Raw genomic sequence first — 13,546 nt, forward strand, 5'->3', positions numbered from 1 at the left:
TTTAATCTCCCTCATCTGGATCTAATGGTAATACAGTCATATTTTTTGGTTTTACCATCCAGAAGTTTCTAATTTCTGCTCTAAAATTATCTAAAATATTTTGTGCTGCTTCACTTTCAGTTTCATGAACATAATCTAAAAGTAATCTTTTCAGATATAATCTTTCTCTTTCTGCTGCATCTGTATCTATTCTAACTGCTTCGATTAACTCTTGGTTCATTTTATCAACAAAGGCTTTTTCTGGATCATAAACAAATGAAATACCACCTGTCATACCTGCTCCAAAGTTAATACCAGTATTTCCAAGGATTACTACAATACCACCAGTCATATATTCACAAGCATTATCACCTGTACCCTCAACTACAGCTATTGTTCCAGAGTTTCTAACACCAAATCTTTCACCAACACTTGCTCTTACATATAATTTTCCACCAGTTGCACCATATAAACAAGTATTACCAGCACCTGCAAACTCTTGACCTTGATGAGCAGGATTAATTATAATCTTACCACCATTCATTCCTTTACCAACATAATCATTAGCAGCACCATCAAGTGTTAAACTCATTCCTTTAGAAAGGAAAGCACCAAAAGATTGTCCAGCAATACCTTTTAGATTAATATTGATTGAGTTTTCTGGTAATCCAGAATCACCATAAAATCTAGCAATTTCTCCAGAAATTAGAGCTCCAAATGATCTATTTAAGTTAGAAATTTCTGTATTAACTTTTATAGGAGTATTTGGATTCTCTATTGTTCTATGAACTTTTTTTAATAATTCTTTCTCAAATTTATTATCATCAAATGGGTCATTTGATTCTTTTTGACAAGTATCAATTCCATCAACTTTTCTTAAAATATTTTGAAAGTCAAATTTTTGTGCAAATTTATCATCAATTACTTTTAATAAATCAGATCTACCAACAATTTCTTCGATTGTTTTATATCCAAGTTCTGCAAGTATTTCTCTAACTTCTTGAGCAATAAATGTAAAATATGAAATAAGTCTTTCTACAGTTCCTGTAAAGTGTCCTCTTAAATCTTCATCTTGCGTAGCAACACCAACTGAACATTTATTTGTATGACAAATTCTTAAAATTTTACATCCAAGAAGTGTTAATGCAGCTGTACCAAATGCATAAGATTCAGCACCTAATAAAGCTGCTTTAACAACATCTAAACCAGTTTTTAATCCACCATCTGTTTGTACATGAACAGAAGATCTTAAATTATTTGCTTTTAAAGCATTATGAGCTTCTGAAAGTCCCATTTCCCAAGAGTTACCTGCATGCTTAATAGATGTTAATGGAGCAGCACCTGTACCACCATCTCCACCTGAGATAATAATTTTATCAGCATAAGCCTTTGCAACACCTGCTGCAATTGTTCCTACACCTACAGAAGATACTAATTTAACTGTTATTTTTGCCATTGGATTGATTTGTTTTAAATCAAAAATTAACTGAGCTAAATCCTCAATAGAATAAATATCATGGTGTGGTGGTGGAGAAATAAGAGTTACACCTGGAACAGTATGTCTTAATGTAGCAATAAGATTTGTTACTTTATGTCCTGGTAATTGTCCACCTTCACCTGGTTTTGCACCTTGTGCAACTTTGATTTGTAATTCTTCAGCACTTCTTAAATAACCAGGAGTTACACCAAATCTACCTGATGCGATTTGTTTAATTTTAGAATTTTTTAAAGTATTAAACCTTGCTGGATCTTCTCCACCCTCACCTGAGTTTGATGATCCACCAATTGTATTCATAGCCTGTGCTAATGCTTCATGTGCTTCTGGAGAAATAGAACCACATGACATTGCAGCAGAAGCAAATCTTTTAAAGATATCTTCTTTTGATTCAACTTCATCAATAGAAATAGGTTTTCTATCTGAATTAAATTCCAAAAAGTCTCTAATAAATTTTTTATCTCTATTTTGAACTAATTTCTTAAGTCCATCAAAGTCTGTAATCTCTTCTTTTGTAGTTGCAGATTTATTATGCATAGCTCTTGTTGTAGCTGGACCATAATCATGGTATTCACCACCATTTATATATTTGTAGAATCCACCTAAATCAAGTGGGAACATGTGATTATCATCATGGAAAGCATTTAAATGAGATTTTTCAATTCTCTCCTCGATATCTTCATATCCAAGACCTGCTAACTCAGAATAAGCATCTGGGAAACAGTCTTCTATAATTTCATCAGATAATCCAATCGCATCAAATAATGATGAATTTCTGTATGAAGCAACTGTAGAAATACCCATTTTTGACATAATTTTTAAAAGACCTGCATTTAATGCTTTTTGTGTATTTTTAAGTACTCTTTGCATCTCATATTTAGATACTTCTTTTCTTTCATATAATGCTACAGTAGTTGCATACATCATATATGGATACATTGCTTGAGCACCAAAACCTAACATTACTGCTGCCATGTGCGGATCATATACTTCACCTGTTACAGGTACTATTGAAACACAATGTCTAACATTTGCTTTTAATAAAACTTGATTTACATATCCAACAGCCATTGCCATAGGAATAAGTTTTGTGTTTTCACTAATATTTCTATCATCTAAGATAACTATTGAAATACCATCTTCTTTTACTGCTTTTATAACATAAGAAGCTAAGCTTTTTAATGCTTCTTTTAAATCATTTTTAAATGTAGTTGAGAATACTCTGTTTTTATAATATTCATCATATCTTGGAGAATTTTCATCACCAAATGAAAATAAAACATCAAATTTTTCTTTCATTAAAATAGGACTTGCTACTTTAATTCTTTTAGCATCTTCTGGTTTTTCAACTAGTATATTTTGAACCTTACCAAATCCAGTTTCTAAAGACATTACAACTTTTTCTCTATATGGGTCAATCGGTGGATTTGTAACTTGTGCAAACTTTTGTTTAAAAAAGTCTGTAAAGTTTCTATTTACTTTTGAAAAACATGCTAAAGGAGTGTCATCACCCATTGAACCAACTGGTTCTTTACCATCTTTAGCCATTGGCTCTATCATTTGATCAATTGCTTCATAAGTAATATTAAAATATTTTTGTCTTTTCTCTAAGTTTTCTATTTTATAATCACTTATATTTAAAAAAGAGTCTTCAATATATTCTTGTAAGTAATCCATATCATCATTTAACCACTTAGCATAGTGCTGTGATGATTTTAAATAGTCATTTATATCTTCTTCTTTTAATATTTTACCATGTTTAAGATCAAGTCCAATCATCTGTCCTGATTGTAATCTACCTCTTTCACTGATATTATCTTCATCAATTTTTAATGTTCCATACTCAGAAGTAATATATAATTTATCATCTTTTGTAATTACATATTTTGATGGTCTTAAACCATTTCTATCAATTAAACATCCAATATGTCTACCATCAGTTAAAGATACAGCAGCAGGTCCATCCCATGCTTCCATAGCAGTTGCTGTATATTCGTAAAATGCTCTTAAATCCGCATCCATGTGTGGTGAGTTTTGCCAAGGAGCAGGAACTAATGATCTTGCTGCTTTAAAAAAGTCTACACCATTTGCTAACATAAATTCAAACATATTATCTAAAGAAGCAGAATCTGAACCACCTTCTTGTAAGATTGGTAGAAGTCTTTTTATTTCTTCATCAGAAAATACTTCTGATTTAATTTTTTCTGACTTAACTTTTACATTAAATCTATTTGCTTCAACAGAATTTATTTCACCATTGTGTGCTATAGCCCTAAATGGTTGTGCTAATCTCCATTGAGGTAATGTATTTGTTGAAAATCTTTGATGAAATAAAGAAAAAGAGATTTTAAAATCATCATCTCTTAAATCAACATAAAATCGCTTAATATGCGTAGGCATTACAAGACCTTTATACGCAATCACTTTAGATGAGAATGTAGGAATATAAAAATCTTTCTTATCTATTAATTTGTGTTCACACTCTTTTCTTGTCATATATAGCATTGCATCAAATCTCTTTGATGACATTAGAGTATTTGGAATAACAAATACTTGAATAATATAAGGTAATGTTTCTAGTGCTTGTTGACCTAGTGCTTCTGTGTCAACTGGAACATCCCTTGTTAATACAACTTTTAAATCATTTATTTCACAGAACTCTTTAAAAGTTTCAATATCTTGTAAATCTTTTGTAAAGATCATAGCTACACCATATTTTTCAGGTAAATCTATACCTTTTTGCATAGCTACTTTTCTCATAAATTGATCTGGCATTGATAAAAGTAAACCAGAACCATCTCCTGTTTTACCATCAGCTGCTACTGCACCTCTGTGCATCATTCTTTCTAACGAAGTTATTGCATCTTCTAAATTCTTATGACTTGGTCTGTTCTTCATATCAGCAACAAGACCAAAACCACAGTTATCTTTAAAAGAAGTTAGTAAGTCTAAATTAGAACCCATTATTTTCCTTTGTTTTAATCTTTTATATTCCTAAGAAAAGTGGAATATACTACTCTAATCTTGTTTAAAAAATGGTTAAAAAAAACTTGTCATTAATTTTGGCTTCTAATTTTTGTCATATTATAGAAGATTGATTTCATGGTACCTATAGCAACTTTTTGAAATTAATATGAAACTTTTATGTGACTTAGAAAACACTACATTTAGTATTACAATTTGTATTACTTAAACTAAATTTAATAAATAGTATTAATATCTTATAATAAGCTAAAATAAGTTTAAAACTTTTGTTGATTTTACATAATTGTGACATAAGTTTTTACTATAATTTTCTTATATCAAAATAATTAAGGAGAAATGATATGAAAAAATTAGTACTAGGAACTATTGCAGCAGCAATGGTTGCAACATCAGGATTAGCAGCGGAGTATACTTTAAAGTTTTCACATGTAGTAAGCCCAAATACACCAAAGGGTAAAGCAGCAGATTTCTTTGAAAAGAGATTAGAAGAGTTATCAGGTGGTAAAATTGACGTTCAAGTTTATCCATCATCACAGTTATATAAAGATAATGCAGTTTTAAAAGCATTAAGATTAAACTCTGTTCAAATGGCAGCACCTTCATTTTCTAAATTTGGTAAGATTGTTCCAAACTTAGCACTATTTGATTTACCATTCCTTTTCAAAGATATTGATCACTTACATAGAGTTCAAGACGGTGAAGTAGGCCAAGCTTTAAAAGATAAAGTAACAGCTAAAGGTATCGTAGCATTAGATTTTTGGGATAATGGATTTAAACAATTATCATCATCTACAAAAGCTTTAATTAATCCAGAAGATGCAAAAGGTCAAAAATTTAGAATTATGTCTTCTAAAGTATTAGAAGCTCAATTCCATGCAGTAGATGCAAATCCTCAAATGATGCCATTCTCAGAGGTTTATTCAGGTTTACAACAAGGTGTTATTGATGGTCAAGAAAATACAATTTCTAACATTTATACAAAAAAATTCCATGAAGTACAAAAAGATTTAACAATTTCAAATCACGGATACTTAGGTTACTTAGTTGTAATGTCAAAAAAATTCTGGAATTCATTACCATCTGATTTACAAGCAAATGTAAAACAAGCAATGAAAGAAGCTACAGCAAAAGAAAGACAATACGCACAAGAATTAAATGATTCTCAATTAGAAAAAATTAAAGAGTATGCAAAAACTACTGGTAAATTAAATATTCATACTTTAACTCCTGAGCAAAGAGATGCATGGAGACAAAAAGTTAGTAAAATTTACCCAAAATTCTACTCTAATAGAACAATTGGTGAAGATTTAATCAAAAAAACTATTGCTACAAAGTAGTAAATTATGTTTAGTTTTATAAGTAAACTTATAGGCTTTATAAATCAAACAATAGCAGCATTCGGTATTACAGCCGGTGTTGCTATTGCTTTTACTAATGTTGTAGCAAGATATGTATTTGACGCATCATTAGTATGGGCAACAGAGCTTACAATCTTTTTATTTTTATGGAGTGTTTTTTTTGCAGCTGCGTATTGCTTCAAAAAAGATGCTCATATTGCTGTTACAGTAGTATTAGATGTTGTTCCAACAAAAATTGCTAAACCAATGTTATTAATTTCTCATATTGTAACATTTTTCTTTTTACTTGCAGTTGCATATTATGGATATGAATATTTATTACTAGTGGCAGAACTTGATGAAAGATCTATTGATTTATGGGATATGCCTATGTGGATTGTATATTTAGTTATACCTGTTTCTTTTGCATTTGGTGCATATAGAGTAGCAGAAAAAATAGTGCATATTATTAAAACTCCACATGATAAAGTAGTACCTGAAAGTGAAGCTGAAATGGTTTTAGCTGAATTAGGTGTTAAACATGATGATGATTCAAATAAACACGTAAAAGAGTTAAATGATATGGTTAAAGAAGTAGAAAAGAAAACAGGAGGAATGCTATAATGAGTGTAGGTGTATTATTTGGTATATTTTTCTTCCTTGTAATTCTTGGAGCTCCAATCGCAATTTGTTTAGGTGTAGCTACGTTTACAACATTAATGTTATTTACGTCAATTTCACCAATTGAAATTTCAGCAATGATGTTTGAAAAAGTTGAGCATTACTCGCTTATGGCTATTCCAATGTTCATTTTTGCAGGTAATTTACTTTCAAAAGGTTCAGCTGCAACTAGAATTATTGAATTTGCAAAAGCTTGTGTAGGTCACTTACCTGGTGGTCTTCCAATTTCAGCTATTTTTGCATCTATTATTTTTGCTGCTGTTTCTGGTAGTTCACCTGCAACAGTTGTTGCTATTGGTTCTATTATGTTTGGTGCTATTATGCAAGCTGGTTATCCTAAAAGATATGCAGTTGGTACTATTGCTACGGCTGGGTCATTAGGTATCTTAATCCCACCATCAATTGTACTTATCGTATATGGAGTAACTGCAGAAGTTTCTATTGGTAAGTTATTTATGGCTGGTGTTGTGCCAGGTATTATGCTTGGTCTTATGATGATGGTTGTAACTTATATAGGTGCAAGAAGACTTGGATTTGAAAAAACTGAGCCAGCTCCTTTAAAAGTAAGACTTCAAAAGATGAAAGATGCAGCATGGGGATTAATGACAATTGTTATTGTTATTGGTGGTATCTATGGTGGTATTTTTACACCAACTGAAGCTGCAGCAGTAGCTTGTGTATGGGCATTTGTTGTTTCTGTATTTATCTATAAAGATATTAAAGTAACACAAATTTGGGGAACAGCTTTAGAATCAGCAAAAACAACTGCGATGATTATGTTTATTATTGCTAATGCTATGTTATTTGCTCACTTCTTAACAATTGAAAACATTCCTCAAGGAATTACAAATGCGTTAATTGAAGCAAATGTTGATAAATACATGTTCTTATTAATGGTAAATATCTTATTAATCTTAGCTGGTTCATTTATGGAACCAAGTGCGATTATTATGATTATGGTTCCATTATTACTTCCAGTTGCTGTAGCACTTGGAATTGACCCAATTCACTTTGGTATTGTAATTACTATCAATATGGAGCTTGGTATGGTATCCCCACCTGTTGGTCTAAATCTATTTGTAACTTCAGGACTTACAGGAATGAGTATAAAAGATGTTATTGTTGCGGCGTTCCCATGGACAATGACTATCTTAGTAGGACTTTTAATCACTACATATATCCCAGAAGTAGCCCTTTGGTTACCTAATCTAATGTATGGTGGATGATAAATAGATAAATCCCTTAAATATGGGCTTAGTGCCCTATTTATGGGTACTATACTAATAAAAATTCACAAAAAAAGAAATACTATAAACACAAACCTAAAATTTATCAAAAGTTTCTACATATAGATTAAGTTATCCAACTCTAACTTCACACATCTTTTATTCTAAGTTTTCTTTTATTATTTCTAAGTGTTTTGCTGAGTTTTCTAAAAGATTGTAAATTTCAATTAATATTGCCTTTTTATCTATCGTAATATAAAATTTTTGATTAAGATAAGGGAAGAATACGATCATATAATCTTTTGAAAAAGTTTTAGAAGAGAATTCTTTTTCTTTTTTTGAATAATCTACATTAAATACTTTTTGTTGTTTATTATTACTTATTAATTCTAAAAAGATTTTATATTCATTAACTGTTTTAATTTTAAAATGATATTTATAAGAGATATCTTTACTCATAAACTTATAAAATAAATCTTTTTCAAAAAGTTTTTTTAACTTTATTTGATTATTATAAAACTCTTTAAAGCTATCCCATAAAAGTTGTTTATCATTAAAACTTAACTCATTGAATGAATCTAAAAAATTAATAATAAAGTCTTTTTCAAAAACTTCTTTCATTAGTAGATATTCGTCCATTGGCATATCACCTTGAATTGGTTTAATTAGAGAATTTGATAATATTTTAATTTGTTCATTTGAAAGAGAAGCATTTGAGAAATTATTTTCTTTTTCATTATCATTAAAAAATATACCCCACATAATAATAGAAAATAAAAAAACATATCCAATAAAAAGATTTCTTTTTTGTTTTGAACTCATTAAATGATTCCTATCTCAACTATTAATTTACCACTATCTTTATCAAATTTTGCATACCAGTAAAACTTATAATTATATTGTGTGATTTGATTTTTAAATTCAAAACTTTCATTTTTTGCTAATAAGCCAACTGTTACAGTATAAAATTTTTTAAACTCCTTAGCTTCACTTAAATCAACTAGTAAAACCTTATATAAAAGTTTCATATCCACTATCATTTTTCTTTGTTTAAAGTGATTATTTAAAGTTGTTTCTAGTATCAGCTTTTTATCTTCAAAAATTAATGAACTTAGATCTCTATAAAATTTAACTACATTTGACTCATTTTCATCCCATCTTTTTTTGCTATACTCATAATCTTCTTCCCATTTACTATAAAGTGGGCTTTTTTTATTAAACATTTCTTTTAGCCTATAATATAGATCAAAACTATTTGAAAATTCTAAATTTTTTACCTTTGAAATATCTCTATATTTACTTCCCAATGCTTCTTCTAAAAAAAGTCTTGTTGTACTTATACTTTTTATATATGGATTTTTTAAATAAGATTTAGCTTCATTATCTCCTAAAAGCGATGCTTTTAACAAATGATATTTATACATTAAATCATTCTTCTTATATGCATAATAAACAGCCATATTATAGTTTGTAATATCATTATAACTATCGTCCCAATAAGCTTTTTTCCAATATTTACCTGCTAATTCTTTATCTTTTTTCACATATCGTCCATTAAAAAGGTACATACCATAATCCGTAAAACATTCAGTATAGTTTTTAGAAGAGCCTTCTTTAAAAAGCTCATAAGCTTCTTTTAGCATATCTAGCTTATCATATTCTCTTCCTAGATAACAAATATTTCGCTCTTCCCCTGCTTTTATTGAAAGTTTTATATATTTAATTTGGTTTTTTTTGTCACCAAGTCTTCCGTAAAGTCTAGATATAGTATCAGTAAGATAATTATCTCTTGCATCCCAATCATTTTTAAGTATTGAAGATATATTGTTTTTATATGATTCAAGTAAATAGCTTAAACTTTGTTTTGTTCTTCCTTGAATATGAAATAGATTATATCCTATGTAAAACTTTTTACATAAGTCACCCAAACCATCACATTTGTAGTGAAACTCTTTTGGAACATATTTTTTAAACTCTTTATCAATTTTTACTTCTTCTGATGCATTAAGGTTTATTACACTTGCATATAGAAATATTAGTAAAAAAGAAATATTATATTTTAATTTCTTCATCTAACATCCTTTAATAGCTCTTCTACTTCATCTTTTACATTATTATTGTATTGAACTGTATATTTAAAGCTTATCCAGTCGTTTTCATTAAATAGTATAAAGTTTTTACTTTTATCATGTTCTTTATGATAAATAACAACTGCTTTAGTAGGATAAGGATGACCTTGCTCTGCATTACTATAATACCACCTTTCTATCCAATCACAATTTTTAAGTATTTTTTCTAACTTTTCTATTCTTTCATTTTCTTTTGGATTAATAAAACTATCTATTGTAAAAATATTATCAAAAACTCTATTTACATACACATCATTTAAATATAGTTGGGCAATTGCTAAAAAGTGCTGAAGCTTATCTTTTTCTTCTTCATTTAAGTAGTTATAAATTTCTTTGCTTGGTAAAGAAAGAGGATTTAAAAGGTGTGAGTATGATATATTATAAGCTAATATTCCTCCAGTATCTTCTTTTGTAAAATAGATTTTTTTACCAAATGTTGTACAAGGATAATCTAAATAATAATCTCCAATTCTTCTTCTTGTTATTTGAGGAGATAAGTTTTCAAGGTCTTTTGATTCATCATAAACTTCTTCAAAATAGTTATATTCAATTGTCGGGCTAAAAAATTTTTTATCATAGGAATAGTTTAATTCTGTTTTATCTTTGTCATCTAAAACTCTTGTTTTAAAAGAAAAAATATTCTCATATCTTTTAATATCAAGTTTTATCTCTGAATCTTCATCTTTAATAAAAGATAATCTATATGAATTTGTGGTGTTTTTATTATTTTTATAGATAATTTCAATTATATCATCTCTATAATATGAATCATGATTGCTTGATAAATGAAATATATTTACTATTTGTTTTATATCAGTTAATATATCGTGAGTAGTTTGTATGAAATCTTCTTCAAATATTGTATCTTCATTATAAGTAGTTTTCATAACTCTTGCATCTAAGGGTTTACTATCTATTTTAAAAAAAGTTGCTATTCCATACATAGAACTTATATGATAAACGGGTTCAATATTTAAAAACTTTTTTGTGTTATCTTTTAGGTAAACAATTCCTATTTCCTCACCTAGTTTATTTACTTCTAAGATTTCACAGTTTTTAATATTTTCAAATATAATTGTTTCTTTTTCACTTTTGAATTTTTTAAATTCTCCATCTATAGTTCTTTCCAAGAATTGCTTATAAACCCTTGGAACAATCTGCTTTACATAGTCATCTTCACTAAAATCATCATTTTCTATTTTATAGAAATATTTTCTTGATTTAAAATATAAATCTTCTAAGTCTATATAAGTTTTTGTTTGAGGACAAAGTTCTTTTAGTTTCTCTTCAATTGTATATCGAAGAAAATTTTTTGCATCAAAAACTTTATCGAATTCTTTTACTAAATGCTTGTGTTTAGTCTTATCCTTTAAATAAATACAATTGATATTAAATGTTTTCTTTTTAAATAGATTAAATATCATAGTAATAAATCCTTTATTAGTAAAACAGCTATTATAAATAGTGTGGAATGCCAAGTATGTAGACACTTTTTTATTCAATTAAGCCTTAAATTGAATAACAAATTTATTATAGCTCTTCTCAAATTCATTTGGACTTATAAAAACTATGTCTTCTTTTAAAGTTATAAAACATTTCTATACATGCAAATATTTTATCTTTTGGGTCTGTTCTCGTATTAAGGATTAATTTATTGTCTTTAATTCTATGAGTTATTTTTTCAAAACTTTAATTATCAAAGATGAAGAAGTTTTTGAAGATTTTTCTTCTTTAATTGAAGGTTTCATCACTTGATATAAACAAAGAAAAAATAGTTAAATATAATTTTTTCACAATAAGAATACTTTAAGAATAAAAATCAATTTTTTCGATTATAATTCGAAAAAAAAGGAATTTTAATGAAAAGTTTTTTTATTGAAAAAAACATGCCACCTCTAATAAAATTTATTATAGCATTAGTTCTATTTATATCAATAAAAGACTTTAATTCTATTGATTCATTTAGTAAACTAGCTGTTGCTTTATTAGAATTGATCATTATACTAGAGCTTGTAAGAATGCTTATTGAATTTTTATTAAGTGATGAAAACAGAATTAGAATGAGATTAATGATTGATTCAACTATTGTGTTTTTTATTAGAGATATAATGCTAATAGTAAATGACACTTTTGATTCTAAAAAAATATTTGCTATTTTAGGAATTATTGCTATTTTATTTGCTTTTAGAATTTTTACTGTTAAGTATAGCCCATCTTTCTTTGAAAAAGAGTATACAAAAAAAGAAATAGACGAATAAAATTCATCTATTTCTTTATAAATTTAAACACCTATTTTATCTCTTTTGATTCTTCTTTTTTTATTTGGTTCTATTGGTGTTACATTTTTTTCAATATAATCCATAATCTTACCAGCAATATCAATTTGAGTTGATTTTTCAATTCCTTCAAGTCCAGGTGATGAATTAACTTCCATAACTAAAGGCCCTCTACTTGATGGAATCATATCAACTCCACAAACTCCAAGTCCCATAGCTTTTGCAGCAGCTAAGGCTGTTGATTTTTCTTTTCTTGAAAGTTTATGAGCAACTGCTGTTCCACCTTGGTGTAGGTTTGACCTAAAATCCCCCTCAGCACCTTGTCGTCTCATGGCTCCAACAACTTCACCACCAACAACAAAAGCTCTAATATCAGCACCACCTGCTTCTTCTATAAACTCTTGCACAAGTAAGTTTACATCCATTCCATAAAAAGCATCAAGAACAGATTTAGCTGCTTTTTCACTATCAACTAAAACAACTCCAACACCTTGTGTTCCTTCTAAGATTTTTAAAACTAAAGGTGCTCCACCACTTAGAGCTATTACATCTTTTGAACTTGACATGTTTGAGGCAAATACTGTTTTTGGCATATCAACATCATTTTTAGATAAAACTTGTAGACTTCTTAACTTATCTCTACTTCTAGCAATTGCTAAATTTCCTGATGTACTAAATACATCCATCATTTCAAAGTGTCTAACCATAGCTGTACCATAAAAAGTTCTACTAGCACCTATTCTTGGAATAATTGCATCAGGAGTTGGTAAAACTTTTCCTAAATAGTTAATAACTAATTCACCTTTCATAATCTCAATTGTACACTTTAAATAGTCAATTACTTTTATTTCCCAACCTCTTTGCTCACCTGCTTCAAGCAATCTTTTTGTAGAATAAAGATTTTGATTTCTCGATAATACATAAACTCTCATTACTTCTCCTGTTTTGATAAATACTCTTGTGAAACATCTACAAGAAATTTATTTTTTAAAAATAATCGACCCAATAACATAGGAAACTTCATATCAGCTCTATTTGTCAAGGAGACAACTGTTTCATACTCTTTTCCAAAGAAAGCAACTTTTACTTTTATAGATGGTCTTTCTTGAACAACACCATTTGAACTTTTTACCTTTTTTAGTTTATATAAAGGCATTTTCATAGTTTTACCATGATAAGCTGGATGTACCTCATCTAGTAATTTAAAATGAACAAAGTTTTTATCATCAATAAAAATATCATCACAATGTAAAGCATTTGAATCAGCTCCAGTATCAACCTTCGCATCTAAATCATATAAATCCAAATCTAAAATAGAGATAATCTCTCTTCTACCAATAATAGTTTTATCTTTCATTTTACTAACCTCACAAAATAATATTATATAAATGATTAAATAATAGAATATTATTTGTAATTTAAACTCTATAAAGTAGTA

10 protein-coding genes are annotated in these 13,546 nt (G+C 28.4%); 4 read left to right on the forward strand and 6 right to left on the reverse strand.

Annotated features, from left to right (window positions below; translation table 11 throughout):
* Position 1: 1 nt before the first annotated feature.
* Positions 2-4,438 carry a glutamate synthase large subunit gene (gene gltB, locus ACH5BK_RS12660; RefSeq protein WP_404307971.1) on the reverse strand — a complete coding sequence of 1,479 codons (4,437 nt, stop codon included), beginning with the start codon at positions 4,436-4,438 and terminating at the stop codon, positions 2-4.
* A gap of 362 nt (positions 4,439-4,800) precedes the next feature.
* On the opposite strand from gltB, the gene ACH5BK_RS12665 reads away from it, so the two are divergent.
* From ACH5BK_RS12665 to ACH5BK_RS12675, 3 genes are read left to right on the forward strand one after another with little or no spacing between them, the layout of a single operon-like run.
* Entirely contained in the window at positions 4,801-5,796 is a 996-nt protein-coding gene (locus ACH5BK_RS12665) for a TRAP transporter substrate-binding protein (RefSeq protein WP_404307973.1), read from the forward strand.
* Between the two features lie 6 nt (positions 5,797-5,802).
* Positions 5,803-6,420 carry a TRAP transporter small permease gene (locus ACH5BK_RS12670; protein WP_404307976.1) on the forward strand — a complete coding sequence of 206 codons (618 nt, stop codon included), beginning with the start codon at positions 5,803-5,805 and terminating at the stop codon, positions 6,418-6,420.
* On the forward strand, positions 6,420-7,703 hold the full coding sequence (locus tag ACH5BK_RS12675; RefSeq protein WP_404307978.1) for a TRAP transporter large permease: 1,284 nt from the start codon (positions 6,420-6,422) through the stop codon (positions 7,701-7,703). The genes ACH5BK_RS12670 and ACH5BK_RS12675 overlap by 1 nt, the downstream gene beginning before the upstream one ends.
* A 159-nt stretch (positions 7,704-7,862) precedes the next feature.
* On the opposite strand, the gene ACH5BK_RS12680 is transcribed toward ACH5BK_RS12675, so the two are convergent.
* Genes ACH5BK_RS12680 through ACH5BK_RS12690 form a run of 3 tightly spaced genes read right to left on the reverse strand, consistent with a single transcriptional unit; the run spans position 7,863 to position 11,256 of the window.
* A complete protein-coding gene (locus ACH5BK_RS12680) occupies positions 7,863-8,525 on the reverse strand; it encodes a hypothetical protein (protein WP_404307980.1) in 663 nt (220 codons plus the stop codon).
* On the reverse strand, positions 8,525-9,775 hold the full coding sequence (locus ACH5BK_RS12685; protein WP_404307981.1) for a hypothetical protein: 1,251 nt from the start codon (positions 9,773-9,775) through the stop codon (positions 8,525-8,527). Before ACH5BK_RS12685 ends, ACH5BK_RS12680 begins: the two co-directional genes overlap by 1 nt.
* The gene (locus tag ACH5BK_RS12690) at positions 9,772-11,256 is read right to left on the reverse strand and encodes a hypothetical protein (RefSeq protein WP_404307983.1); all 1,485 of its coding nucleotides are present in this window, start codon (positions 11,254-11,256) and stop codon (positions 9,772-9,774) included. The genes ACH5BK_RS12685 and ACH5BK_RS12690 overlap by 4 nt, the downstream gene beginning before the upstream one ends.
* A gap of 435 nt (positions 11,257-11,691) precedes the next feature.
* On the opposite strand from ACH5BK_RS12690, the gene ACH5BK_RS12695 reads away from it, so the two are divergent.
* Positions 11,692-12,090, forward strand: a complete 399-nt coding sequence (locus tag ACH5BK_RS12695) for a phosphate-starvation-inducible PsiE family protein (RefSeq protein ID WP_404307985.1) — start codon at positions 11,692-11,694, stop codon at positions 12,088-12,090.
* A gap of 23 nt (positions 12,091-12,113) precedes the next feature.
* On the opposite strand, the gene rimK is transcribed toward ACH5BK_RS12695, so the two are convergent.
* Both rimK and ACH5BK_RS12705 read right to left on the reverse strand, forming a co-directional pair.
* Positions 12,114-13,040 carry a 30S ribosomal protein S6--L-glutamate ligase gene (gene rimK / locus ACH5BK_RS12700; protein WP_404307987.1) on the reverse strand — a complete coding sequence of 309 codons (927 nt, stop codon included), beginning with the start codon at positions 13,038-13,040 and terminating at the stop codon, positions 12,114-12,116.
* Positions 13,040-13,465: an ATP-dependent zinc protease gene (locus tag ACH5BK_RS12705; RefSeq protein ID WP_404307989.1), complete on the reverse strand. Its 426-nt coding sequence runs from the start codon at positions 13,463-13,465 to the stop codon at positions 13,040-13,042. The genes rimK and ACH5BK_RS12705 overlap by 1 nt, the downstream gene beginning before the upstream one ends.
* Positions 13,466-13,546: the final 81 nt, after the last annotated feature.

Origin of the sequence: Arcobacter sp. YIC-80 (assembly GCF_044841725.1) — a bacterium.
Lineage (GTDB): Bacteria > Campylobacterota > Campylobacteria > Campylobacterales > Arcobacteraceae > Arcobacter_B.

Excerpts from the sequence above, each read along its gene's own strand:
- ACH5BK_RS12705 (WP_404307989.1), bottom strand. The coding sequence starts at position 13,465 with ATGAAAGATAAAACTATTATTGGTAGAAGAGAGATTATCTCTATTTTA.
- ACH5BK_RS12690 (WP_404307983.1), bottom strand. The coding sequence starts at position 11,256 with ATGATATTTAATCTATTTAAAAAGAAAACATTTAATATCAATTGTATT.
- ACH5BK_RS12680 (WP_404307980.1), bottom strand. The coding sequence starts at position 8,525 with ATGAGTTCAAAACAAAAAAGAAATCTTTTTATTGGATATGTTTTTTTA.
- ACH5BK_RS12695 (WP_404307985.1), top strand. The coding sequence starts at position 11,692 with ATGAAAAGTTTTTTTATTGAAAAAAACATGCCACCTCTAATAAAATTT.
- rimK (WP_404307987.1), bottom strand. The coding sequence starts at position 13,040 with ATGAGAGTTTATGTATTATCGAGAAATCAAAATCTTTATTCTACAAAA.
- ACH5BK_RS12675 (WP_404307978.1), top strand. The coding sequence starts at position 6,420 with ATGAGTGTAGGTGTATTATTTGGTATATTTTTCTTCCTTGTAATTCTT.
- ACH5BK_RS12670 (WP_404307976.1), top strand. The coding sequence starts at position 5,803 with ATGTTTAGTTTTATAAGTAAACTTATAGGCTTTATAAATCAAACAATA.
- ACH5BK_RS12685 (WP_404307981.1), bottom strand. The coding sequence starts at position 9,775 with ATGAAGAAATTAAAATATAATATTTCTTTTTTACTAATATTTCTATAT.
- ACH5BK_RS12665 (WP_404307973.1), top strand. The coding sequence starts at position 4,801 with ATGAAAAAATTAGTACTAGGAACTATTGCAGCAGCAATGGTTGCAACA.
- gltB (WP_404307971.1), bottom strand. The coding sequence starts at position 4,438 with ATGGGTTCTAATTTAGACTTACTAACTTCTTTTAAAGATAACTGTGGT.